Here is a 26,992-nt window from a genome sequence, read left to right as displayed (position 1 = left end):
CCGTTACTTTACAACAAATTTTGCTCGACTAGATCCTTCTTTTGTCTTCTTTACCTCGAGTACTGCTGGGAACATAGCTTTTAATTCCTGCACATGTGAGATCACGCCAATCATTCTACCCGATTGCTGTAAACTTACCAATGTATCAACTGCTTTGTTTAGTGCTTCTTCATCCAGCGTACCAAACCCTTCATCAATAAACATTGTTTCAATCGAAATATTGCCTTGAAAACTTTGAATAACATCTGACATACCTAGTGCCAAACAAAGAGCTGCATTAAACTTCTCGCCTCCGGATAAGGATTTCACATCTCTTGTCTGTCCCGTGTATGCATCGAAAACGTCGAGGCCTAGACCACTCTGTCTTCCATGCGATTCCTGCCTGTCACTACGACTCAGGAAAAATTGACCATTTGATAATCGATCTAATCGTAAATTTGCCGCATCGATAATCTGCTCCAAATACTCAATTTGTAAATACCGTTCAAAGGATATTTTCTTGTTATTTTGCCCTCTTAATACATCATGGAGATCGGTTATAGTGGCTAATTTCTTTTCCAAGTTATTAGCTTGTTCAGTGACCTCGACAATGTTTTGCTGTAGTGTAATGATTTCCTCATAGTATTTATTTGATTGATCCCATGTCTTTAATGCTTGTTCGTATTCTACTTTTAATTCTTTCAGTTTGGCTTCAATAGTCGTTAATTCAACCTGCTGCTTATCTTTCAATTCTCTGTTCAGATCACGGACCTGCTTTTGCAGCGTAAGCCGATGCTGATTATATTCTTCTATGCTATGCTTTAACTGCTTACGCTCATCCTCTTCCAGCTTAGCTTGTTGAAACACCTCCTCCGTTTGGAAGGACGCTTGGCTTAATGCATCAACAAACTGTTTGTTTGCATTCTCCCGCCTTATCTTCGTTTCCTGCAGCTGGTTGCTTGCATGACTAACATCGGATTCACTTTTAGTCAATTCTTCTTTCTCCTGCAACAGCTTTTGTTGTATTTGCTCCCAGCGCTCCTCCAATTCCTTTCGTTGCTCTTCTTTTACTTCTATTTTTTTCTCTAATTCAGACAGAGTTCTCACATCTTGAGGAATCTTTTGTATTCTTTCCTGATAAACAGCATGAGCAGTACGATAAGATGCAACTTGCTCTTGATAATATTGCTCCGTTCTTTTCACTTTAGCTTCTACATCTTTGGTTTCTTTTAATGCCTGTTCGTACATAGCTTTATATTCAGCAAGCTGTTTTCTATCATGATGTAATTGCTTCACTTCTTCACTTAGTTGCTGCCCTTGAAGTACTAATGCTTCTTTAGCACTTGTTACATCTCTCTTATTTATGGAATAGTTATTTAATTCATTTTCCCTTTCCTTTAATTGTACGCTTACTGAATTCCATTCAGCAAAGCTGTTACGATATTGCGTATCTAGTATCTGAAATTGCTGCTTCGCTTTTTCTAAATGCTCCCTCGATACGTTACGATCCCTATTTATGGCTTTTTGTGGATGATCGATACTTCCGCAGACCGGGCAAGCTTGTCCATCATGTAGATGCGCTGCTAGAATACTAGCTTGATTATTAAGCCAATCCCTTTCAATTTGTTGGTAATCAGCTTGCGCTTGAGATGCTTCTTGATGTTTTTGTTTGGATTCTTTTTCTAATTTATCGTGTTTTTTTGCTAACTCTATATAATCTATTAGGACTTTTACTTGATCTCGCATCTCTTGTAATCGTTGCTGTTTATCTGGTAACTGCTCGACTGTGAGATCGAGCTTTTCTATTTGTTCGTGAATAGCTTCTGCTCGCTGATTCTTTACATCGAGTAGTTTTTGAAGTTTCTCCAATTCGGAGGCGCCATCCTGCACTTGCTGATTCAGCTTATTCAACTGTTGGTTAGACGCATCCATTTCTTTAACTATTGGTAAATAATCCTTTAGTTGTTCCAGAATAATACGTAGTTGTTCTCTTTCTTCCTTCTTATCTTCCTCTTTTTTATACAAGGCTTGCACTTGCTTTACTCGCTCGTTAGCTGTTTTAAGCTTATTTTCTGCGTAGTGAAGATTCTTTTGTTGCATTTCCTCTTCTTTATGCCAATCATTTCGCTGTTTTTCATAAGGAATGAGGTTGTTAGCTCGCTCTGCATCGTCTAATTGTTTTTCTCGCTTTTGATATGTTGTAAGCTGATTATCTAATTCGTTTAGTCTGGCTTTTTTTTGTTGCATTTCATTGAAACGATCATTTATAGCTTTTGCTTGGTGATATTCCGCCTGTTTGTTATTATGACCCTCATATGCTTGTTCATATCTAGCCTTATCACACGCGATTCTCTCCATATAAAAGTGACTTTCTTCTTGTAAACCAGTTATAACCTGATTGATATTGTAATGCTCACTTTCTAAAAGCTGAAATAGAAATGAATTTTCTCGTTTAGGTAACCTCACTTCAATATGCTTAATCAATTGATCACGAGCTTGGATAGCTTTATTGTATGCCTGTTCTGCATTAGCCTTCTTCTCTCTCATCCGTTCACTAATTTTTTTATACGGTTCCGTCTTAAATAGTCGACGTAATATTTCTTCTTTATTATCCGTTTTCGAGGTGAGCAGCTTACGGAATTCTCCTTGCGGAAGCATAACAATCTGCTTAAATTGATCCTGCGTTAAACCAATTAAAGCTTCTATTTTTTTGTTTATTTCAGATACAATCTGCCTATCTACACAAGGAATTTCATTGCCATCTATTAGCTCATAGAATTCGTATCGGTCACCTGTCTTCGTTTTATTCCCTTGCTTCACATGGCCTAGTTGGCGCAGAATTCGAAAAATACGACCGCCTAATTCAAACAGTAACTCCACTGCTGTATGGACATTGTCATCGGCAAAATCACTTCGCAGCATATTTTCTTCTCGATCTTCTCCGCTTGCTGAGCCATATAAAGCAAAGCAAATACCATCAAATATAGTCGTCTTACCGGCACCAGTATTTCCAGAAATAACAAATAAACGATACGCTTCTATTTCCGTAAAATCTATTGTTTCCGTATCTTTATATGGGCCAAGCGCTGTCATTGTTAACTTTAAAGGTCTCAATTATTCCACTCCCTTCTGCATTAAATGGTAAGATAAGGCTTCAACTTTTCTGTTTGTGTTACATCTGATTCCTCATGCAGCCATTCATTCAGTACTTCTTTAAAAAGCTGTTCCGTTTCTTGTGTTGCTTCTGTTCCCTTCACTTCTTTGTAAAAAGCATGAAATAATTCAAGTTCTGACAGCTTGGTGCGTTCTGCCCGATTATTCTCCTCATCATCAGCAAGAGAAAATTGATTATGCTTCCGTTCAACATGCAACGCATTTGGGTAAACAGATCGCACCTTTTCCATCGGTGAAAGTACTGGTAACTCGTCTGTTAAGCGAATAAATACATAATCATCATTGATAGGGTGTGTCAGCAACTCATTTATAGAAGCTTCAACTGTGCGCACATCTCTTCTCGGATGCAGTATACGTTTCTCAACATTAACAGCACCTTCTCCATCTATTTCCACAACATAGAATCCTTTCTTATGATGCTCCTCTGAAATAGAGTACTTCAATGGAGATCCAGCATAACGTATCGTCTCGTTCCATACATAATGCGCTTGATGAAGGTGTCCTAACGCTGTGTAATGAAATTTTGCAAAGTGCTCAGCAGCTACATATTCCGATCCACCAATAGATAATGGACGTTCTGAATCACTCGTATTTTCTTCTTCTGCTCCATAAGGAGTAACGAAAGCATGTCCTACAAATACATGTCTAGCATGTGAATCCATTCTCCCCTCAATCTGCTCGATAATTTTCTTTGCTGCATCATTATGTGTACGAACCGTATCATCCTGAAAAGTAGTTCTTACCACACTTGGATCACAATAAGGAACTAAATGAAAATGAACTTCTCCATCATGATCATGTAAAACAATTGGTTGTAAATCATTCGTGAGCGTCCCTACAATATGGCAGCCATTATCTCGCATAATTTTACTACCAAAATTTAATCGGCTCGGACTATCATGATTCCCAGCAATTGCCAAAACCGGAATACGAAGTTGAAGTACGATTCTCTCTAAAATTTCATCTAAGAGATGTACCGCTTCTGTTGGCGGCACTGCTCTATCATATAAATCTCCTGCAATAATAACAGCATCAGGTTTTTCATTTTCAATAGCCACGATGAATTGATGAAGTATGTACGCTTGATCTTCTGTCATATAGACACCCTGTACTAATTTGCCAAGATGCCAATCAGCAGTGTGAATAAATTTCATTCCATATTCCTCCTTATAATAAGATTCATCTATTATTCTTCGATTACTGTAAAATTCAATATTTCATGTAGTATAAAGTGCAACTTCCATCCGTAGGGGATTTTGTTTATCCCCACGGATGGTTAGCACCACAAGGGTATGACCTAGAGGCCTTTAAACCAACGGACATTTACTGGCAGTCGATTTCCCCCTTATCCATATTGCTTTCTCTCTATTGCTTGAAGCAGGGAACTAACTGCAAGTTATATGTGGGATAAATCGTTAAAAGTTAGAAACCATATCTTCATTCTACCTGCATGCTAGACTAGATGATTCTATGTTTCTCAATCATAATTTTAACATAATGATTCACATCTACGAACTAACTACTAAAGGTATACTTCTAACAAAATTCCGATTGACCCATAACTTATAGACTACAAACAATATATTTTCTAATTTGTATATTACTTGTAAAATTATCTTGACTAATATGTGAAGTTTCGACAGAAATAGACAAATTATAAAATAAGAATGGTATACTAAAGTAGTAATTTAATTATTTCCATCTGAGTAATAAGGAGGATAATTCCATGAAAGCTGCAGTATGGTACGGTAAAAAAGATGTACGAGTAGAAGAACGAGAATTGAAACCTTTAAAAGAAACTGAAGTAAAGGTGAGAGTAGCTTGGGCAGGCATTTGCGGAAGTGATCTTCATGAATATGAGGAAGGACCTGTATTTGTTCCTGTAGAAAAAGAAGATCCTTTAACAGGTGATACAACTCCATTAACATTTGGGCATGAGTTTGCAGGAGTTGTAGAAGAAGTAGGTGCAAAGGTTACCACATATAAGCCGGGCGACCGAGTAGCAGTAAATCCTACCCTTACATTCGGAAATAAATCAGAGGATCTTGACCCATATGATGGCTTTGCCTTTATCGGTTTAAATACAGATGGTGGATTTACATCATTTACAAATGTTCCAGAAAAAAATGTATATCACCTACCTGAGCCATTAACATTACAAGACGGAGCTTTAGTTGAACCGACAGCAGTTGCTGTTCAAGCAATAAAAGAAGGCGGACTAGTATTTGGCGACACTGTTGCAGTATTCGGTGCTGGACCGATTGGATTATTAACAATCATTGCAGCAAAAGCAGCAGGTGCAAGCAAAATTATTGCATTAGACCTATCGGAAACAAGGCTGCAAAAAGCAAAAGAAGTCGGAGCAACACATATTATTAATTCTGGGGAAACTGATCCAGTAAAAGCTATTACAGATATCGTACCTGAAGGTGTAGATGTTTCCTTTGAAGTTGCTGGCGTAGCTCCTACATTTGAGCAATCTATTCAAGCAACGAAACCAAGAGGAACCATGGTAATCGTATCAATCTTTGCTAGACCGATTGAATGGAACCCATTCCAATTAACAGGTAAAGGTGTGAAAATCACTTCATCTATAGCTTATACACCTACTTCTTTTCAGCAAACGATTGATTTAATGGCATCTGGTCAAATACAGCCACAATCTGTTATCACGGATGAAATACAGCTGGATGACATAATTGAAAAAGGCTTTGAAGCATTATCTAAGGACAAGTCTCAAGCAAAAATATTAGTAGAATTAAGTGGGGAAAAATAAGAAATAACGTTTAATTGTAATTAACCAGATATAGAGCATGGGATGTGCACACTATATAGATAAAGTGAAACAACGATCCGTGGAGGGATGTTTATCCTCCACGGATTGTTAGTACCACAAGGGTATAACCTAAAGGCCTTGGAACCAATCTGACCTATAACTGGTAGTTGATCCCCTTCTTATCCATATTGAGGGCATACTGCACGTGATATGCGGGATACAAGCTCCCGATTGGAAACATAGCGAGTGGAGCGAGTCAACGGAAATAAGGAAATCACAGTGAGCTTGCGAGCCGATGATGAATTATCGTGAGACGATTCGTGAAGTCACATCGTTTCTGGGCGCTGGAGCTGGACGCGGCTTAACACGCATATTTATCCACATGGACAAATTTTATCATTTCCTTCATTTCCGATGACTACCAAAAAATAGATTTCAAAGCAGGTATTTATACTTTAAAATCCATTTTATCTAGCCTATATAGCTAAATTATGTTAATAACTTCATCTATACCATCGCAACAGCAATTAAACCTAATATAAATTCTACCGTTCGTTTCATAGCTAACTCCTTATTTATATTTATCATTTATATACGAACACATTCATTTAATGGTTCCATCAATTATGAATGAAGATCAGCGGTACCAAGCTGGGATACACGTTGTAAAGTTTTTATGATCTCTAATAACATCTAGCGAATAGGTCAGCATGGTCTGATAGTTGCCCATTTTCCTTCCCCACACAAGCGAGGATACAATATGCATGGCACTATATAATGCATATAGTTCCCAAAACTTTATAGAAACATCATTTTCGTTATAACCATCAACAATTCCCCTTGTAAACGCATTGCTTACTCGATTAGAAAAAAAGCCGAGTTTTTGGAGATCATGAATAGAATCACCCCAGTCTATTCTCTGAAAATCAATTATTCCTGCAAATCTGCCTTCGTTGATCAATAGATTAGCAGGATGAAAGTCATCATGCTGAAATGTATTTGGCCTATTGTATAATAATTGCTCATTTTCCTTAATATACGACCGAAGTATCCTTTTCATGTTTACATCAACATCGATAGCCTCCAATTCTGACAGATATTTATTACTTTTTCGTCTTTTAATTTCGTACCATGATGGTATATTTTCTGGGGCTGGAAAGGCGTGCAGCTTCTTTAATTCCATACCAGCTTGAATTCCCGCTTCGTACTGTTCATCTTCTGTTAAACATTGTAAGACAGCTTCTCCATCCTTACCGGTAATATAAGTAAGTATCATATATGAATAATCCGTATCCGTTATAGAGCCAAATTCAACTGCTTCAGGGACATACTTGGAATAAGTTTGTAAGCGCATGATTGTCTTAAATTCCTTTTCCCTACTCGCTTCCTGTTCACTTGAAAAAACTCGGATAAGATAGCGATTATCAACTACAAATTTTTTATCAGCTGAAAAACCCTTCTTAATTTTCTTTATTCTTGAATCGTGATTAACAAAAGGTATCTTATCTATTAGTTGATCCATACCATTCACCACCTTAATCTAAAATTTACGCATTAATATTCGACATAATTATGCAAATATCCTGTAAATTATAGACTAAATGTATACATATGAAAAGAGAAACTTTTAGATAAAGTAAAGCTTCAATCAGTGGGGGTTTTTGTTTATCAATTATTGTTTATCCCCCACTGATTACTAGTTGAACAAATAAGTGGGTTTTACCCTTACTCCGCAAAAAAATAATGCCTACTAAGCATTTATTATATCGACACTTCTTTTAATCACCTTTCATACTTCACAAACTGCCCCTTAATCTGATGTTGGTTTCGGTCAACAAAAGGTAGCATCGATCGATAGGTACCCAGTTCATAGACTTCACTTATTTCAGTAATGCGCGCAATCCTAGATAAGCCTTAGCTTCTATTTTGCAGGGTGATAATCTCGCCTAAATCGTTAAGTAAAATAATGTCGGAGAAATAGTCTCTCGGGTCTGCCCCCCACAATGTGCGATACAGAGTGAAGTCTCAGCAACTAATATTTAGTTATGCTATCTACTACTTTTGCTTTCATTTTCCGATGTGAATGTTTGATCTATAAATGCTTTAATAAACTCCTGATATTTTTTCTTATTATAACCATGGTATAATTCACTTGCTAATACATTAGGAACACCAAAGAAAAATCGCTCATATTGTGTTTGTCTGGAACCAAATGGGCTCATTGTCAAATCCCATGCTAATCGAAATAACTTCACCCTTTCCACTGCATCTTTTGTTGCACTCTGCAAATATTGATCCAAATCCATCCGTATAGACGAATTAAAATCTTCCTCTGTAGGTATAGTCATTAATCCGCTAGCAGCAAGTAATTGAATGATTTCCACTGCCCGTGGGTAAATTTTGGGAAATGCGCTACTTGCTGCCTGTAACGAAGCTAATTCCGGTCGCATCAGTCCAAACTCATCCAGTGTCGCATTCACCTCTGATTTAATTAACAATGCTTTTATTGTCTCTAAACCGACAATGATTTCTGCCATCTTCTCTTGTACATTCTCGTACGTACCAGTATGGATTGACTCGATAATCTCCTCAGCAATACCCAAAACGAATTCTAGCTTTACAACCTGCCTATTAATCACTTGATGCAGACTAAAAGGCAAAAACGCACTTTCTCGTTGAAAACGATTACCTACCTCGATGTTTTTATAAAAAAAGACCCGCTCCCATGGTATGAAAACATTATCAAATACAATCATCGTATCCATTTCTTCAAATCGAGAACTTAATGGATAATTAAAAGAGGAATCTCCCTTACAGAATGATTCGCGACAAATGAATTTTAGCCCATTAGCATCACTAGGAACAGATAAAAAGTATGCATTATTTTCTTCAAATATTCTTCCAGCTGAAAAAACAAGCAGCTCATCTGTCATTCCGCCCTGTGTTGCCAAAAGCCGGGCACCTTTTATAATTAAACCTGCTTCTGTTTCATCTACAATTTTGGCAGCAATTGGTTCTTCGCTATCTTCTATATAATGCTTTGACCGATTGAATTGTGGGTTAATAAAGGTATGTGTAAACGACATATCTTCTTCCCTAGCCCTTTCATAAAATTGAACAAGCCGCTTCGGAAAGCAATTTGCTTTTCGTTCCAATAACCTTGCAGAAGAAGCGAAGGCCATTAATACGGTGTTCATATAATCTGGACTCCTACCCATCATTCCACCATGTATTTTTGCCCATATTTGTATCATACGACTACGTTTCTTTAATTCCTGTATCGTCCTAGGCTGTATATAAGAAGTTCCAATACGATCACCTGTATGAGGTGAATGATAGGTCATTTCTTCAATATAATCATCCCTCAGCTGCAAATCATAGAGCATGGCTTGACTTTGAATCGCGCCTTTAAAAGCTGGATGCTGAGAAATCCTCCCATTTATTTTCCCCCCGTTATACCAAATTTCTGTGTTCAACTGATCAATCCGCTTTATATAATCGTCACCTGAAATGGCAGGCATTTGTTACACCCCTTACAATTTCCAAATTAAATGCATCGTATCATTTAAAAAGATTTTCTTTCTTAAAGTGAAACTTCCATCCGGCTTTTACTGAAACAAATACGTACAAAGGCTTAAATCGCCACGTCCTGTGGCAACGCCTTTGTGACCTACTTCCATGTAGGCCCGAACAAATCGGACATTTACTGGCAGTTGAACCCACAATTAGCTATAATGGTTTCTCTTCACTGCTTGAGGGGGGCTTACTGCCAGTTATATGCGGGATAAAGTGAAACTTCCATCCGTGGGGAGTGTGTTTATTCCCCACGGATGGTTAGTGGAACCAATCGGACATTTACTGGCAGTTGAACCCCTTCTTATCTATATTGCTTTCACTTTATTCCTTGAGGTGGGGGGCTTACTGCCAGTTATATGCGGGATAAAAACATCTATATACCAATATATTAGGCAGCCCAAATTATGTTAAAAAATCAAAGCATGCAAATTAAAACTATTTCATCTATAATGAAAGGACACCATTTAAAATTGTTTTTCTTGATCAAGTCATTTATCTTAGACATACTTAATATATATACATAAGTTTCTTTTAGAGGAGGATAAGCATGCGAAATCAAACTATATTTTTAAAGAATTTGAATCAGCATACGTTAAAACTTGATGTTAATCGAATGGCCATTTATAAACAAAGTAAGGTTATAGAAGCCACTGACCTCCAGCAGCAACGATATTATTTATTTTTCCATAACGATAAGTATTTAACGTATGACAGCTCAAGGACCACCCGAAAAACATCTCACCTAAGGAAAGCTTTCCAATACGGACTCGTACTTTCTTCTCCACATCCATTTATCGAATTACAAATCTCACCTTATTCCCAATTTAAGAAACGAAAATATAGTTCCCTTTTTCAAAAACTATTAAATGAATACACACTTCAGGAAACTGCATTAATCACTACCTACTTCGAATCCTTTATAAAAAAAGAAAAGCTAGCAAATTTTATTGAAAAATGCTTTTATAAAGAGCGACGAGATGGAAAATTACTATCTTGTTACCGTATTTTTAGGATCCTTAGAGGCTTTGCTCCTAATCACCGATTAGTTGATACGTTTTCCAGTGATTTAACATTTGCAAAGTACGAGGAACTATACAAACATAAAGATGAGAAAATGCTTATGAAAGACCCCATTTATGTAGAAGAAATTTGTTATGACCATAAATACGAAGATTTTCAAAAGCTTGCACACATATATAAGCAGCAGGAACGATGGATGGATTTAGCCGCTATCCATATAAGCCAAGCTGTCTATACACAACGTAATGCCGATTATCAGGAATTAAAAGCCACGTTAGACCAACACTACCCTGCTATCTCTTTAATAGAGGTTTTGGAAGATTTATATACACGCGGACTTACCTTAGATACATTCCTCAAAGACTTATTGAATGTATATTTATCAACAAAAAACGTACAAAAATTAATGGTTTTGCAAAGCGAGCACAGCCTCTCCTTGGAACCTACCCAATCCAAATCGTTAGTAAATACAATCGAACAAATTACCGTCAATCCCGTCTCACTGAATTCTAAAGAACTCCAGCAGCTCATTCTCACATTACATACGATAGATAGGAAGCAGGCAGATAGGATGTTACATCAAGCTATCTGCCGATTACTCTCTGAACTACCCCTTCCCGATATTTTAAAATGGCTAGAGCCATTTATGACGAAACCATTTGCAAAGCGGATTATTAATCTGGTTCATGAAATAAATGAACTTGCTGAAGACCCTAATCAACAGCGACGTCTGGGTGAACTCTATCATTATTTTAAACAGCAAGAATTAGCTATTGAATGCATGAGTTGGGATATGGAACTATATCCTGATGACCCTAAACCAGTAGAATGGTTATCCATTCTCTATTCTGAGTTAGGTATGGAAGCAGAACATAAAGCATATCAACAGCTTTATATTGATATGGTAAAAAGATCTTCTTAATTCCAATATGTAGAAATTATGTTTGATCAAATAAAAGAAACTCGATAACCTATTTTTCTGCAAAAGGAGCGGTTCAAATGAAATCTGTGAGCGATACGTTATTTACAAAGCCATTCATTGCTAATCCTTATCCAACTTATAATCAATTAAGAAAGGAAGAGCCAATTACCCAAATACGACTTCCAGATGGTCAGTATGCATGGTTTATTACGAGATATGAAGATGCGTTAGCAGCATTAAAGGACCAACGATTTATTAAAGATTTTAGAAAACTGATACATGAAGATGAATTAAATTATTATACCGTTTTAGATGAAAATATGTTGTTTGCAGATATGCCTGATCACAGACGCTTACGTGGTCTTGTTTCTAAGGCATTTACTCCACAAATGATTGTAGGAATGAGAGGTCGTATTCAAGAAATAACAGACCATCTCCTTGACGAAATGGCTAATCACCAGTCTGTTGACGTAATCGATTCACTTGCTTTCCCACTACCAATCATCGTTATTTGTGAAATGTTAGGAATCCCAACAGAAGATCGTGATAAATTTCGCATTTGGTCAAATGTCTTAATTGAAGGAACAAATGGTGCCATGGTACAAGAGGATATGGAACAGCACATGGATAATTTCATCCACTATTTAAAGGAACGGTTTGCTATCGTACGTGTAAATCCTGGTGAAGATTTAATTAGTAAGTTGGTCATTACGGAGGCAGAAGGGAACCAACTTACTGAAAAAGAGTTATACGGTGTTGTATCATTATTAATAATTGCAGGACACGAGACAACCGTTAATTTTATTGGGAATAGCATTATGAATTTATTAGAACACCCTGAGCAGCTAGAATTATTAAAAAAGCAGCCAACATTAATCACCAATGCATTGGAAGAAACACTGCGATTTAATGGTCCGGTTGAATACAGTACATCGCGTTGGGCTGGAGAAGATATCCTATTTAAAGGACAATCTATGAAAAAAGGGGATCTAGTCATCATTTCCCTTAATTCTGCCAATCACGATCCAGAGCAATTCAAAGATCCAGAAATTCTAGATATTACGCGAGAAAAAAGTAAGCATTTAGCATTTGGTAAGGGAATTCACGCATGCTTAGGTGCTCCGCTTGCTCGTTTAGAAGGTGAAATTGCGATTTCTAGCTTCTTTAAACGTTATCCGCACGCTGCCTTGAATATTACCAAACAAGATTTAGTATGGAGAACAGGCATGATTGTACGCGGTGTGAAAAGACTACCCATCCTTCTTAATCATTAAAGTAATTAGCGTTTCGTAGTGAAAAAGGATAAAACGTATGGGAGGCAATCGAGTGAGAGGGAAAGCGAAGTACAGCATTTTCCCTCTCACCAACGTTTTTTTATAATCATGCTTTTATTAATCTTTTTCCTGTTAATTCCCTCTTTGTAGTGAGCATTTAAATTGGATCCATTTCTCACCGATAATGATGTAATAAGTTATCTTTGAATCTATTCCTTATAAAACTTATACTTACCGTAGATCGCTATAGAAAGGATGATTCATATGGGACAAGTTATCAAAGGTAAAGTTGCCTACATTACAGGTGCTAGTAGTGGTATTGGACGAACTACTGCTCTCGTATTAGCAAAAGAGGGAGTCCATGTTGGCCTAATCGCCCGCACAAAAAGCAAGCTAGAAGAAGTTGCAAAGGAAGCAGCAGCCCATGGTGTTAAAGCAAGCTTTGCTACTGCTGATATAGCTAATCTAGAAGAAGTTGAGCAAGCGATTGATTACTTACAAAAAGAAATTGGCTCAGCAGATATACTTATAAATAATGCTGGTATTGGAGCATACGGTGCTTTTCTAGAGATGGACCCAGTAACATGGAAGCATACTTTCGAGGTTAATGTTTTTGGAACATACCACGTTACACGTGCTGTCTTGCCACAAATGGTTGAAAAGAATCAAGGAGACATTATTACTATTTCTTCTAGTAATGGACTAAAAGGCACAGCAGGTTCTACCTCCTATAGTGGATCTAAATTTGCTATTCAAGGTATGACAGAAGCACTAATGCAGGAAGTTCGTAAAAACAATATTCGCGTGTTCACGATGAATCCAAGTCTTGTTGCTACAGAACTTGCCTTCGGAGACCAATTAGCAGAAAAAAATGAGGATAAGTATATGCAGCCTGAAGATCTAGCGGAATATATGGTCGCTCAACTAAAACTACATCCTCGTATTTTCATTAAACAATCTTTACAATGGGCAACAAACCCATTTTAAGATAAGTTGTATAGGTCCACTTTTAAAATTAACAAAGCAGAAGCCCCATCCCTTGGTCTTCTGCTTTCACTTACTTTATAAGTGTATTAGATTAGTAACCTCACCCTTCAACTATCTACATAGCAATATTAAACCATGTATCCTTATTTCATGACAGAAGATCTGTGGATAGCAGATGGAACAGTAGTAGCCCCATTCCATAACGCTTCACGATCCTCTTCCTAATACTAGCTATAATCGGATAATACTATGACCAACGTTTGCTTGATCACCTGTCTTATAATATTTCCTTTTATTCCCTCCACTGGCTTCCGCCGTCATATTCTACTTTATAGAGAAAAAACTTCATCCAGTGTACCACCTTAAAAACTACGCGCCAATATAGCGCTGATATAATTGCTTGGCAGTATTCACATCGCTAACGCCATGTATTAAGGTTCTGCCATCTTGAAACACGACAAAACGAACATCGTCAATTTCAAAAATGAGGACTTCACCATTATCTCTAATTTTATCCGTAAGGTTACCGATCTCTTTCACTAAATTAGAAACTGATAAACTCCCTTTTTCTCCTGGTCTTACTTGTACCGTATCTCTTCCACAAAGCATAGCCGTTTTCAACCCTTTTTCCTTGGTTAAATAAGGATAAATTGCTGATTGAGAACAAGATGAACAAATGGGATCTACTAACCTACTTACATTAATCGCACTATATGACCGTCCCCATATATCGACTTGTACTAACTCCGGAGATGTACCATTATCTGTTAAGTATTTTAAGCACTCCGTTGTCTGATAGGCAGCTGTCACCTGTACCGCAGGAGAAATAATTCCAACCGTATCACAGGTTTTCCCTTCCTGAGGAAGGTGATCAATTAAACATTGTAAACAAGGAGTTTTTCCAGGAATAATGGTAAGTGCGATGGCAGTACTCTGTAAGCAGCCACCATATGCCCAAGGTTTACGATGTTTTGCTAACACATCATTCATTACAAAACGCGTTTGAAAATTATCTGTTCCATCAATAACAAAATCGGCATCTTGTACTATTTTCTCTCCATTCTCCTCAGAAAACTCTTCTACAATTCCCGTAATCTCCACTTCCGGATTAATCGCTTTTAATCTTCGTTGAGCTGCTTTTGCCTTCGTTCGATTCTGTCTCGCATCATCTTCTGTATAAAGCTGCTGACGCTGAAGATTACTAAGTTCGATATAATCGCGATCAACCAGCGTCAGCTTACCTATTCCTGCTCGAACAAGCATTTCCGCATTTGCACTTCCTAATGCTCCAGCGCCAATTACGACAACATGTTTGGTCACTAATTGGCGCTGGCCAGTCTGTCCAATTGGGGCAAAGCGTTCCTGGCGAGCATACCGTCCTGTTATCATTCAATCATCGCCGTCTCTGGACTACTCTTCATTCCGTACATTCGTTTGGGAATACGGCCTGCTTTATATCCTAATCGTCCAGATTGTACAGCCAACCTCATCGCTTCCGCCATTTGAATTGGATCTTTTGCGCCAGATACAGCTGTATTTAATAAAACCCCATCTGCTCCAAGCTCCATGGCATAAGCGGCATCACTCGGAGAACCAATCCCTGCATCGACAATTACGGGGATGTCGGATTGTTCGATAATAAATTGCAAATTCATTGTATTAATAATGCCTTGACCCGATCCAATTGGTGAAGCCCCTGGCATAATTGCATGTACACCTGCTTCTTCCAATCGTTTTGCTAATACAACATCATCAGAGGTATAGGTTAATACAGTGAAGCCCTCCTCTAGCAGTTGTACTGAAGCTTTCATCGTTTCAAAAGGATCAGGCAGCAAGGTTTTCTCACAACCGATAACTTCCACTTTAATCATGTCACATAAACCTGTAGCCTTAGCTAAACGGGCAATTCTTACCGCCTCATTTGCTGTCTTAGCGCCAGCAGTATTTGGTAGTAAATCATATTGCTGCAAATCTAATTCTTCTAACAGATTCGGCTCGTTTTCATCAAATATGTTCATTCTCCTGACGGCAAAGGTTAATATTTCTGTTTTGGATGCTATCACCGCCTTCTTTTGACTTTGAAATGTCGGGTACTTTCCAGTACCTAGCATCAGTCGGGAATGAAATGATTTTTCGCCAATTGTTAACATGACTTATCCTCCTCCTACAAAATGAACAATTTCAATAGTATCCCCATTAGTTAATATTGTTTCGTCATACACTGTTTTATTAATAATTTGTTGATTCTGTTCGACTATCGCGAGTTTCGCTTGAATGTTAAAGCTTTTTAGTAACTCGCCAATAATTGAATCCTTAGCTACCTCCACCTGACGTCCGTTCACGTGTATCTGCATATGTGATCCCCCCTTTCCTGAAACGATTTGGTGTAAAAAGACGCTGGATCGATGATGGTACATAACGCTTTAAGACCATATCACTAACTAGTTTCCCTGTAGCAGGAGCAAGAAGAATACCATTTCGATAATGTCCGGTTGCAAAATACAAATGGGGAATCTCAGGATGTTCTCCAATAATTGGCTTACCATCTTTGGTGCCCGGACGAACACCAGTCCAACAGCTATGCAGTTCTTCCTGCTTAAACGATGGGAACAACTTCAATAAGTGATTCATTAATTCAAAAATGCCACCTGTTGACGTATAACTATTGCTATCATCATGATAGCTAGTTGCACCAATAATATAGCGTCCGTCTCGTTTTGGTACCAAATACAGATTGTGAAAGAATAACGTCTGCTGAATAGATTGAATGCTTGGCTTTATGGCAAAGCATTCTCCTTTTGTTGGGACCATTGGATTCATTAATCCTGTCGCTTCAAACCACCTCCCACTTTTTACACCTGCCGCTACAACAACATGATCAGCTGAGATAACATCGTTATCGATTTGAATATGAAAAACATCATGGTCATGGACTATTTCTCCAACTTGACAATTCTCGATCAACTGACCTCCCATTGATAAAGATGCCTGTTTAAAAGCTTCACACACTTTCAATGGTTCTACATGTCCATCTCGCCGCATATATAATCCCCCTACTGCCTGGGATAAAGCTGATGTTCGTTGCCTAATCCCTTCCGCATCCAACCATTCTAAGCCTTCAAATGCATTTTGTTTTGCTCGCAGTCTTTGCTTCTGTTCTTCATTCGTAGCTATCTCGAGCATACCGTTGGTGGAAAGCTGAATATCAATCCCTGATAACGAAAATAGTTCTTTGCTTAGAGATGCATACATATTTCTACTTGCTTGGCAAAATTGATAATACGTACCTTCCTGATCATTTTCTGTGTGTACACCAAGCATGCCCGCAGCAGCTTGTGTAGCTTTTCTTCCACTTCTACCTTGTTCAATTACCGTCGTTACAACCCTACTTTTACTTAAATAGTAAGCAATGGATTGCCCAATAACGCCTCCACCTATAACCACTACATCAACGTGTCTCTTCATATCGATTCACCTCCTTTCGAAACGATTGCACTGCCTGCAGTGGATTATTTTGACTAAAAACACCTGACATTACAGCAATCCCACTTGCCTTCGCTTGATAAATATCCGTTACCTTTGCGCTTGTGATTCCACCGATTGCATAAACGGGAATGCTCACCTCTTTTGCAACTGCTGCTAATTTCTCTACTCCTTTTGGTTTCACCCCTTTCTTGCTCGCTGTCGAAAAGACATGACCATACAAAATATACGTAGCACCTAGCTGCTCCGCTCTCTTAGCTACTTCGTTGGAGTGCGTCGATACCCCTACTTGTAAACCGGGGGATTGTTTTCGGAGATCGTGTACCTCTTGTATTCGCTTTTCTGAAAGGTGAAGTGTCTTCACATTCGTTTCACCAGGTAGTGTTGTATGGCCATGAATAATTAGTTTTTCTTCCGGAACTCCTTGTGCAAGCACACGTTGAATGAACAAAGAATAGTCCTGCTCGGTCATTTGTTTTTCTCGTAGAATGACAGCATCAAGATAGGGAATAATACTCGCTATTGTCTGGATAAGGTATTTCTCCTCCTGTTCACCGGTAGTCACCGCAATTAGTTTCATCACTTCCTCTCCTTTTCTACAAAAAAATGCCACTTTTCCAGCAAAGGAAAAGTGGCATGAATCTATAACGATATCCTAAAAAAGGTATATGTCGCTGATACACACTACTCCTGTCACTTTCCTCCGCTGGTTCTTACTCCAGTTCAGGTTCAAAGGGTCTCCATGTCACACATAGATCTCAGCCATTACGTAAAGGCACCCCTAGTGAAGCGTAATTTAATTATTCAATATGCATTTGTCTATAAAATACATGATTTTGGACTATTCGTCTACCAAAAATGAACAATTTTCTATTTTTTTGCCATTCTCTACTAACAAAAGAGCTGACCTAATGAGCCAGCCCCTTAACATCTCTTTTATTTGGTATAGCGTTTAACTTCATCAATCTTTTGTTCTTTTGCAAGTTCACGAGTTGCGCGTGGCGCGGTCCAAAATGTGGTTAACATGAGTAACGATACAGGAACAGCCGTCACCACAATAAAGGATTGTAGCGATCCAACACTATCCTCGCCAATAGTGATGAGTACAGTTGCGACAAGTCCCATAAGAATTGCCCAGAACACACGCAGGAATTTCGATGGGTCTCCATTACCTGTAATCGCCATCGAGATGGTTAATGACATCGAATCGGTTGTCGTTAATACAAACACAATAGTTGCTACTAAAAAGAAGAAACCGATAATCGTACCAAGTGGCAATTGTTCTGCGATAGCAATCATAGCTGCTGGAGGTCCAGCACTATTTAAAGCTTCAGATACGGCACCAGGGTTATTCATTTCAGCAAAAATCCCTGTGCCACCAACAACTGTAAACCAGAACGTCGTTACCACAGGTGCAATTACCGCAACAGCAGTTACAAGCTCTCGAATTGTGCGACCACGAGAAATACGACTAACAAACATCGCCATCATTGGACCATAGCCAATGAACCAAGCAAAGAAAAAAACGGTCCATAAGCCAAGCCAAGCTCCATCTCCACGGAAGGTGTTTAAGGTTAGGAAGTCTTGGACATATAATCCAAATGATTGCAAATAGGAATCAAAAATAAATAATGCTGGACCTAGAATAATCACAGCAACCATTAAACAAACTGCGAGAATAATATTATAGCTGCTTAAAATTTGGATTCCTTTATGAATTCCTGTCGCAGCAGAAATCCCAGCTGCTAGAACAATAACGATAACAATAAGACATTGTACAAATAAATTATTTGGTACACCGAACAATGCACTTAATCCATAACCTGCTTGTAATCCAAGGAATCCAATTGGACCAATCGTACCAGCTGCCACTGACACAATCGAAAAGGCATCAACAAACGTACCAAGTGCACTTTTTTTCATAATCTTATCGCCAAAGATCGGATAAAGCATCGATCTTGGCTTTAATGGTGCATTTCGATGATAATGGGAATACATGAATACAATCGTACCTAATGTTCCTAAAATTGCCCATGAGACAAAACCCCAATCGACAAAACTTGCTGCAAGTGCAGGTACTACTGCTTCTGTAGTCCCAGCCTCAATTCCTGAGAAATGTGGTGGGATGGTTAAAAAATGGCTCAACGGTTCTGCCGCTGCCCAAAAAACACCACCTGCCGCTAGCAGCGTACACATAATAATCGAAATCCACTTGAACGTTCCAATCTCAGGCTTTTCTAATTTTCCTAAACGAATTTTCCCAAACTTTGAATACCCAAGTATTAATGCAATGACTAGAGTTCCTACCATTAGAACTTGATATATCGAGCCGAAATAGGTTACCGACCAATTAAACATCGTATTAACTACATAGGTGACCATTTCCTGGTTTATTAATGCAAGAATTACAAAGGCAAGTAGCGCCCCTCCACTTAGAAAAAGAACTGGCTTATCTATGGTTTGATCTTGCTTCTTTCTATTCTTCAACAATCTGCTCCTCTCAATTCCATACAAAAAAATCTCACATAACCATATACTGACCTTTTTGCTTTTCACTTATTTAGTCAGTTGTATGTGAGATTTAATAAGCATTTTTAAATTAACACACAGCGTTAAAGGATACATTTTTTCCGAAAACCTGTCAAGTTTAATAAATTACCAAAGGAAGAATGCAGTCTTACTAACTTTTGATTATAATTTTTCCATAAAGTGAAACTTTAATCAATGAGGGTTTTGTTTTCTCTCACTGATTGTTCGTACCACAAGTGTGTGACCTAAATGCCTTTGAACCAATATTGGCAGTCTCCCATTTACCAACATTGATTTCACTTTATTGGGTTGAAGTGAGAGGCTTACTACCAGTTATATATAATAAATCTGCAAGATCGCCCGCTTATTCATAGCGATCGGGGGTATCAGTATACATCTAAAATGTTTAAGCAAAAGATAGATGCCGCAAACATGAAGCAAAGTATGTCACGAGTCGGACGATGTATTGATAATGGGCCGATGGAATCTTTTTGGGGAACACTGAAAAGCGAGAAGTATTATTTAAATAAATATGAGTCCTTTGAAGAATTATCTGCATCCATAGAGGACTATATACATTTCTATAATTATGATAGATATCAAAAACGACTAAACGGCCTTAGCCCTATCGAATTTAGAGCTAAAACCGCTTAAGTCAGTTTTTATTATTTCCACTGTCTACTTGACAGGGGGCACTTCATTCAACTAATTATCGTCCGTTTTTAATTGTTTCTTTATTCTTTTGTATCAGTCTCTTTTAAGTCTATTTCTGAAAGTCCACCTTTGCTGTTTCTAATAAATGAACATGTGATTCGCTTGGTTTTGTTTCAGCAATTATCATTCCATTACGAACTGAATAGAGTACGGAAGCTTGTTTACGAATAGCTTCGTATTCATCTTCAGCATCCAAGACGATTATGTTTGCTGGTTTTCCAGCTTCAATTCCATAATGTTCTTCGATATTCATTGTTTTTGCACTGTTTGTTGTAATGAGATCGATAGCATTAATAATTTGTTCATAACCCATTAATTGAGAAGCATGAATGCCCATATGGAGCACCTGCAACATATTTCCTGTACCAAGTGGATACCACGGATCAAAGATATCATCATGTCCGAAGCAGACATTCATTTCTGCTTCTAGTAATTCTTTCACACGCGTTAAACCACGTCGCTTCGGATAGGAATCAAATCGTCCCTGTAAATGGATATTAACGAGTGGATTGGAAATGAAATTGATATTTGAAAGTCTTAATAAACGAAACAGCTTATACGCATATGCATCATTATAGGAGCCCATAGCCGTTGTATGACTGGCCGTTACCCTGGAACCTAATCCGCGTTCATATGCCTCTGTAGCCACTACTTCTACAAAACGTGATTGCTCGTCATCAATCTCATCACAGTGAATATCAACAAGACGATCATACCTTTCTGCTAGGTCGAAAGCGATCTTCATCGAATCCACACCATACTCACGGGTAAATTCAAAGTGGGGGATTCCACCAACCACGTCCGCACCTAACTTTAATGCTTCTTCTACTAATTCTTTACCATTTGGATAGGACAGGATTCCCTCTTGAGGAAAAGCTACCAACTGTAAATCTACATAAGGTGCCATTTCTTCTTTAACTTCTAATAATGCTTGTAAAGCTATTAATTTCGGATCAGTAACATCAACATGTGTACGTACATGTTGAATTCCTTGAGCAATTTGCCATGTCAATGCTTTCTTAGCACGGGTTTTTACATCCTTTTTCGTTAAGGAAGCTTTCCGTTCTGACCAACGTTGTATCCCCTCGAATAATGTTCCACTTTGATTCCATGCTGGTTCTCCTGCAGTAAGCGTCGTATCGAGATGAATATGAGGCTCAATAAATGGAGGTAACACAAGTGAACCTTTTACATCAATCGCATCTGTCCCATTCCTTTTTGTATTAGCAGGCGTAACAGACGTAATTATTTTATCCTTAATAGTAATATCCCATTTTCCAGCTTTTCCTCGTAAGGAAGCATTTTTAATAATCATTTTAATTACTCACCTTCTCTACATTAGATGTCATCACCTGTTTTTCCTTTAGTTGGACTAGTCTCATCCCCACTACATGAACGACTGCTGAACCAATTAGCGCATTAAGTGGAGCAATACCTGGTATAAATATAGCTGCGGCAATCCCTGCTCCCCACGCAACTATCGCAACCCAGTTAATCGCTTGAAACGTCATGCTTCTAAAGGCCTGGTAATTTCCCCGGTGAAGGATAAAGAAATCTGCAAGAATGATTGCTCCTATTGGTGGTAGCGCAGAACCTAATAACGTTAAAAATCCAACAAAGTTGTTATATAGCCACATCGCAGCTAATGTTCCAATGATTCCGTTAAAGATGACAAGTTTTTGCTTTGGTAGCTTCGTAATATTTGATAATCCAAGTCCAGAAGCATACAGCGCATTGTCGTTGGTCGTCCAAATATTTAAACCCAATACGACAATTGCAGGTAAAATGAGCTGTTGCATAAACATCACTTCCGAAATATCTGCATACCCTGTTGCAATGGAACCAATCGCTCCAAAAACAAACATCAGTGTATTTCCGATAAAAAAGGCAATGACTGTTGTCACAACTGCTGATCGTTTTTTACGAGCAAATCGAGTAAAATCTGGAGTTAGTGTCCCTGCACTAATAAATGAACCAATACAAATGGTTAAAGCAGCTGCTAGACTAATTGCTTCTTCTGGCTGATAATTCAATAATCCTTGCATACCACCTATACTGTCAGCTGCTTTAAAAACAGATGTACTTCCTAATATCGTAATTAATGGTACTGCAATAAAACTAATGATAGCGAGAGCCTTCATGCCAAAAAAAGCAGTAAATGTCATAGCCATACCTGCTATGGCAATCAGCAGATAGATATCTATACCGGTTACTTTTTGGACCGGCACTGCAAACATCGCGGTGCCAACTCCAAACCAGCCAATTTGCGTAAAAGCAAGCAGAAATGAGGGAAGAAACGATCCTTTTTCTCCAAATGCATATCGAGCAAGTAAGTGTGTAGATAATCCAGTCTTTGCAGCTATATACGCCAATGCCCCCGTGTACCCACCAAGAATTAAATTACCCACAAGCACAATGCCAATAAATTGTACAAATGTTAGTCCTTGTCCCAATTCTCCCCCAGACATCATACTTGCTGAAAAGAAGGTCAATCCAAGCATGACCACAAGCGTTTTAAAAAATCCATTGCGTTTGTGCAACGGCACTGCTTCTAATGAAAACTCTACGTCCATTTTTTTCATCTATCTTTCCTCCTGGTTGTGGTACCAACCCAAGAAGAGAATATGGTGTTAAAAAATAGGCTTCCAGTCGCTTGCGACAAGAAGCCTATGTTCAAAGGGACTATCCACATCCAAAAACATTGCTAGCTTTACTATGGATAATTGTTAAATCAATACATATCCCTACACATATCCGCTGTCCTTGTCAGCCTCTCTGGACTGAATTAAAGGTACCATATTTAATTAACTCTATTATTACAGAATTTTAGATGGATCGTCAAGGTGAAATTTACTTCCACTTTTTAATTAGCTTATCAGCTTGTTTTTGAAAGCTATCAAAAGCTTTATCAGATATTACATCTTTTTCTAATTGTTGATCAAGTAGACTTTTCCACCCCTTCATGTGTTTCACTACTTTTTTTGCTTTTTGTTTATTTTCATAACGACTCACTGCTATCAAATGTAATTCTAATTCATGGAAAGCATCTGCCGTGTACACTTTATCACGATTATCACGAAGCGACTTCAACAATGATTGTGTACTCGTATCTTGATGCCGTTTTGAAACAAAAACATTTAGTTCTGCTGCGGAAGCAAATCCTCCAACACCTTCAATTGCTTCTAATTTAATATGCGACGCTTCTATTGAATCAAAACGAATACTTTTTTCCGCTTTATCGTTACTCCACTCTCCATTTGCTATTTCTCTAAAATTTTCACCATCGGTACTAGTATACAGCTTGTATTTAGTAATAATTCCATTAGTCCCAGACTGTCTAGGTAAATAGGTAACTTCATTAATTTCGTGCTTGCCCCCAAGGTCTAGGGTGATAGATTGTGGCAACTTATCATCTCCAGACCAATCCGTATGCCACATCGTGTTTTGGTTTCCATCAATAGCATTTTCGGCTGGGTCCGAACCTGATTGTTCGCTCGTTGCAGTTGCAGTCATCTCCGATTGTTTAAGTTTATATGGATCCATAATAGACACGTTCGAATAAGCATTAGTGGTATAATCATCTCCACTCTGTTTAAATGTCGAATGGGCTACTATATCATATTCACCTTCGCCTGTATGCTCTGGAGGTATTAATGTGAATGTGGCAGTGACCTCTTTATCCTTATCCAGCTTATTAAACAAAGCGTTTGTCGATCCATCTACTTCCCACCCATTAGGTACTTCTAATGAAAGTAGCACATCTTTCATTTTTTTGGTCGAACCATTCAGAAAGCTTGCTGTCACAGTAATGGGATCTCCAGCTTTTTTCTCATCCGGTACTTCCAAGCGAAATAATGCTGCAGGATCACCTTCGTCATCTCCTACACTACTGGATCCATGTATTGTCATTGTGAAGGATTCACTCGTTGACATTGGTTTGGTCTTTATGTGTACAATACCGTTACGATCTTCCGCATCATAGTACCAACCTTCACTTGCCTTTGCAAAATCTTCCTTCGAATCATATTCCATTAATTTCTTGCCTTTTCCGATCCCTACATTTGCAGGTTTTTCACCTGTATGAACAGTAAAGGTATACGGTCTGCTTTCTGGTTTTCCATCATATTCGCCATCGCTGGAACCAACTGTAATCTCAATATTACCTTTACCATTCTTCGGTGCGTTGGTTGTAATTAATTGTTTAGCCGAGGCTCCATCTTGATACTCCCGACTAATACCATCATCCTCATATAAGGAGAAACTACTTTCGCCATGGGGATAAATATCGAGTATCACTCGATGATCATTGGCTAATTCTTTAAAGGAATTATTTTCCGGCCACATCGGAATAATCGCACCAGCTTTAACAAACAGCGGAAGTTTATCTAATGGTGCATCATAATCGTTCACGATACGTGGTCCGTTATAAACTTTACCACTCCAATAGTCTAGCCATTTCCCTTTTGGTAAATAAATCCCATCTCGTGTTTCTGTATCTTCATATACCGGAGCAACAAGCATGGATTCGCCAAACAAGTATTGATATTGTGTCGTTTTATTCCAAGTTACAGGGTCGTCAGGATATTCTAACACCATGGAGCGAGCTAAAGGCACGCCGCTTTGATGTGCCTCTGCCGCATAGGTATATATATAAGGCAAAAGCTGTTGTCTTAGCTTTAAGTATTTTCGGTTTATGGAGGTATACGGTTCTCCATACCTCCATGGCTGTTTATCTGTATCCGCCCAGCCTGACATGCTCATTAATACTGGATTAAATACTTTCCACTGTAAGTCTCTTACGTATGTCTCTGCACTTCCACCAAAAATCCCATCAATATCTCCTGTTGTGAATGCCTGCCCAGATAATCCGGAACCAGCAATTGTTGGAATATGAAAGCGAATGTTTTCCCATGATCCTGTTTGATCACCAGTCCACTGAACAGCATAACGTTGAGCCCCGGACCAACCTTCAACCATCCAGGTAAAGCCCCGTGCGTTACTATTTTCTTCGATGCCTTGATAGGCTTCTTTTGCAGCGTTTAATGCAAATCGATAACCTGGTCCAACCCAAGCAACATCTAATTTTCTAACACGGACTCCTGCTTCACTAACTTCATATTCCTGATCTGGCAAGCCGTCTTCTGTCCATAGCCCAAGTTCAATATTCCGGTCTCTTAATTCTTGACCTACTTCCACCAGACCTTCATAGCCACAGCCATACCCATCATTAACAAGCATCCAGCCTACAGGCATGCCGTATTGTAGATACCCATTTGCCACCTCTAGAGAGTCTATAGTCGTTTGCCCTTCGTCATTATAGCAATCTGCATCGCCAAGCTCCAGACCATATAATGGCGGCATAAAAGGTCGACCAGTAAGCTCAGTATAACCGTCCAGAATCTCTTTTAAATCAGGTCCATAAAAATAATAGGAGTCAAATCTTTTTTCTTTGTGTATTGTCTTTACTGGGTCGTTAAAGGAATAAGATCCAGGAGAAAAGGTGTTTCGAAAAACGCCATAACCACTTGTACTCATATAAAATGGAACAGCATTCGGATGTCCACCATCTTCCCAATTATAAGAGGTGGATATTTCTATCGTTTCATCTCTATGAGTAAATCGACCATTTTGCATACCACCACCAAAGAACTGTTCTTCTTCAGCACGTTTTAATGTTTGGCTCGTTTCTTCATCATCCCATGATAACCCTTTCATTTCCTTCCATACAACGGTTTTATTGTCTGATTCATATAGCTCAAACCGCAATGGCTGTTTATAAACACGCAATGTCACATCTTTGGTATCAATACGATAGTAATCTCCTTCATTAGACCAATTCGTTGTTAACTCTGGAAATTCATGTTTTACGATGATAGCTTCTCCAGCCGGATCCGTAAATTCTCCATCTTGAGCCAACCAAATCCGGAACATATCATCCTTGTAAAAAACAACACGAACCTTTGCATCACCAGCGGATAACGTATAGGTGTTCTCTTCCACAGAGAAGTCTGTAAGATTCCCAATTACAGTTTCATGTTTTTGCTCCTCCTGCGCAAAACTAGCTGATGCCAACATTGTAAGCGCAACTATGATAACAGCGTTAGAGACGAGCAATTTTAAAAGTTTCTCCACTTTATTAATCACTTCCTATCGTTTAAAATTATTCTCTCTTCCTAGCTATAAAACTAGCTTTTAAAAAATGACCCCTCCTTCGTAGTCGATTACGTTATTGAAGTAATACTAGCCAAAGTAATCCTTCCATTCTTCTGGCTTCCCATTAGATTTAAAAATCATGTGGTTATAACCAGTTGTTTAGAGTATAGATTCTTTCCTTAATATTTAAAAGGGTATTTTTATTCAAAATAAACACACTACTATTAGACTATCTCTATTAATTTAGTACTTACGTTTTAACCATACATAGAAAAGAGAAGTGGATGACTGATTTGATCATACAAAACGTTTACTTTTTAATTGTTTAGGAAAGTAAAAGGGGCTGGGACATAATTAGCCCTTATGAAGTTAAAAAAGATTCCAGTTATCAAAAAATGATAGCTG

The 26,992-nt window shown here is 38.3% G+C and carries 17 protein-coding genes, 1 pseudogene and 1 riboswitch; of the genes and pseudogenes, 5 read left to right on the top strand and 13 right to left on the bottom strand.

All coding sequences use genetic code 11. The features are described 5' to 3' along the window. Positions 1–3 precede the first annotated feature (3 nt). The gene (locus ABDZ84_RS06810; protein ID WP_121603763.1) at positions 4–3,093 is read right to left on the bottom strand and encodes an AAA family ATPase; all 3,090 of its coding nucleotides are present in this window, start codon (positions 3,091–3,093) and stop codon (positions 4–6) included. 20 nt (positions 3,094–3,113) lie between these two features. Continuing rightward, a complete protein-coding gene (locus ABDZ84_RS06805) occupies positions 3,114–4,307 on the bottom strand; it encodes an exonuclease SbcCD subunit D (RefSeq protein ID WP_205388895.1) in 1,194 nt (397 codons plus the stop codon). 572 nt (positions 4,308–4,879) lie between these two features. On the opposite strand from ABDZ84_RS06805, the gene ABDZ84_RS06800 reads away from it, so the two are divergent. Beyond that, positions 4,880–5,929 carry a 2,3-butanediol dehydrogenase gene (locus ABDZ84_RS06800; RefSeq protein ID WP_026682432.1) on the top strand — a complete coding sequence of 350 codons (1,050 nt, stop codon included), beginning with the start codon at positions 4,880–4,882 and terminating at the stop codon, positions 5,927–5,929. Positions 5,930–6,566: 637 nt separating this feature from the next. On the opposite strand, the gene ABDZ84_RS06795 is transcribed toward ABDZ84_RS06800, so the two are convergent. Beyond that, positions 6,567–7,451: an aminoglycoside phosphotransferase family protein gene (locus ABDZ84_RS06795; RefSeq protein WP_343780673.1), complete on the bottom strand. Its 885-nt coding sequence runs from the start codon at positions 7,449–7,451 to the stop codon at positions 6,567–6,569. Between the two features lie 526 nt (positions 7,452–7,977). After that, positions 7,978–9,450, bottom strand: coding sequence for a 4-hydroxyphenylacetate 3-monooxygenase, oxygenase component (gene hpaB / locus ABDZ84_RS06790; protein ID WP_121603820.1), 1,473 nt, complete (start codon positions 9,448–9,450; stop codon positions 7,978–7,980). A gap of 602 nt (positions 9,451–10,052) precedes the next feature. Here hpaB and ABDZ84_RS06785 point away from each other — a divergent pair. From ABDZ84_RS06785 to ABDZ84_RS06775, 3 genes are all read left to right on the top strand, one after another. Next, positions 10,053–11,447 (top strand): hypothetical protein, encoded by a 1,395-nt coding sequence (locus ABDZ84_RS06785; RefSeq protein WP_121603821.1) that lies wholly within the window; start codon positions 10,053–10,055, stop codon positions 11,445–11,447. Positions 11,448–11,524: 77 nt separating this feature from the next. Continuing rightward, positions 11,525–12,721: a cytochrome P450 family protein gene (locus tag ABDZ84_RS06780; RefSeq protein WP_026682435.1), complete on the top strand. Its 1,197-nt coding sequence runs from the start codon at positions 11,525–11,527 to the stop codon at positions 12,719–12,721. Between the two features lie 264 nt (positions 12,722–12,985). Next, entirely contained in the window at positions 12,986–13,708 is a 723-nt protein-coding gene (locus ABDZ84_RS06775) for a 3-ketoacyl-ACP reductase (RefSeq protein ID WP_026682436.1), read from the top strand. Between the two features lie 369 nt (positions 13,709–14,077). Here ABDZ84_RS06775 and ABDZ84_RS06770 read toward each other — a convergent pair whose 3' ends face one another. The 6 genes from ABDZ84_RS06770 to ABDZ84_RS06745 all read right to left on the bottom strand — a co-directional run bounded on the left by ABDZ84_RS06770 (position 14,078) and on the right by ABDZ84_RS06745 (position 19,678). Continuing rightward, complete coding sequence (locus ABDZ84_RS06770; protein ID WP_121605783.1) at positions 14,078–15,094, bottom strand: ThiF family adenylyltransferase; 1,017 nt, start codon at positions 15,092–15,094, stop codon at positions 14,078–14,080. Then, the gene (locus ABDZ84_RS06765; RefSeq protein ID WP_026682438.1) at positions 15,094–15,858 is read right to left on the bottom strand and encodes a thiazole synthase; all 765 of its coding nucleotides are present in this window, start codon (positions 15,856–15,858) and stop codon (positions 15,094–15,096) included. The genes ABDZ84_RS06770 and ABDZ84_RS06765 overlap by 1 nt, the downstream gene beginning before the upstream one ends. A gap of 3 nt (positions 15,859–15,861) precedes the next feature. Beyond that, positions 15,862–16,062 carry a sulfur carrier protein ThiS gene (gene thiS / locus ABDZ84_RS06760; protein ID WP_343780669.1) on the bottom strand — a complete coding sequence of 67 codons (201 nt, stop codon included), beginning with the start codon at positions 16,060–16,062 and terminating at the stop codon, positions 15,862–15,864. Next, positions 16,022–17,173, bottom strand: coding sequence for a glycine oxidase ThiO (gene thiO / locus ABDZ84_RS06755; RefSeq protein ID WP_051388415.1), 1,152 nt, complete (start codon positions 17,171–17,173; stop codon positions 16,022–16,024). The genes thiS and thiO overlap by 41 nt, the downstream gene beginning before the upstream one ends. After that, the gene (locus ABDZ84_RS06750) at positions 17,157–17,771 is read right to left on the bottom strand and encodes a thiamine phosphate synthase (protein ID WP_026682440.1); all 615 of its coding nucleotides are present in this window, start codon (positions 17,769–17,771) and stop codon (positions 17,157–17,159) included. The genes thiO and ABDZ84_RS06750 overlap by 17 nt, the downstream gene beginning before the upstream one ends. A gap of 101 nt (positions 17,772–17,872) precedes the next feature. Further along, a riboswitch (TPP riboswitch) is annotated at positions 17,873–17,984 on the bottom strand. A gap of 143 nt (positions 17,985–18,127) precedes the next feature. Then, entirely contained in the window at positions 18,128–19,678 is a 1,551-nt protein-coding gene (locus ABDZ84_RS06745; protein ID WP_026682441.1) for a BCCT family transporter, read from the bottom strand. 399 nt (positions 19,679–20,077) lie between these two features. Between ABDZ84_RS06745 and ABDZ84_RS06740 the strand changes: the two are divergent. Further along, positions 20,078–20,374, top strand: a pseudogene (locus tag ABDZ84_RS06740) (transposase); the annotation flags it as partial. Positions 20,375–20,483: 109 nt separating this feature from the next. Here the strand turns inward: ABDZ84_RS06740 and ABDZ84_RS06735 are convergent. The 3 genes from ABDZ84_RS06735 to ABDZ84_RS06725 all read right to left on the bottom strand — a co-directional run bounded on the left by ABDZ84_RS06735 (position 20,484) and on the right by ABDZ84_RS06725 (position 26,566). After that, positions 20,484–21,749: a cytosine deaminase gene (locus ABDZ84_RS06735; RefSeq protein ID WP_026682442.1), complete on the bottom strand. Its 1,266-nt coding sequence runs from the start codon at positions 21,747–21,749 to the stop codon at positions 20,484–20,486. 1 nt (position 21,750) lies between these two features. Next, a complete protein-coding gene (gene codB, locus ABDZ84_RS06730) occupies positions 21,751–23,016 on the bottom strand; it encodes a cytosine permease (protein WP_026682443.1) in 1,266 nt (421 codons plus the stop codon). Positions 23,017–23,284: 268 nt separating this feature from the next. Then, positions 23,285–26,566, bottom strand: coding sequence for a TIM-barrel domain-containing protein (locus ABDZ84_RS06725; RefSeq protein ID WP_051388416.1), 3,282 nt, complete (start codon positions 26,564–26,566; stop codon positions 23,285–23,287). Between the last annotated feature and the right edge of the window lie 426 nt (positions 26,567–26,992).

The sequence above is a fragment of the Virgibacillus salarius genome (assembly GCF_039521925.1).
Classification (GTDB): domain Bacteria; phylum Bacillota; class Bacilli; order Bacillales; family Amphibacillaceae; genus Virgibacillus; species Virgibacillus salarius.
Note: the sequence above shows the minus strand (reverse complement) of the source record. Positions and strands in the feature narration are given on the sequence as shown.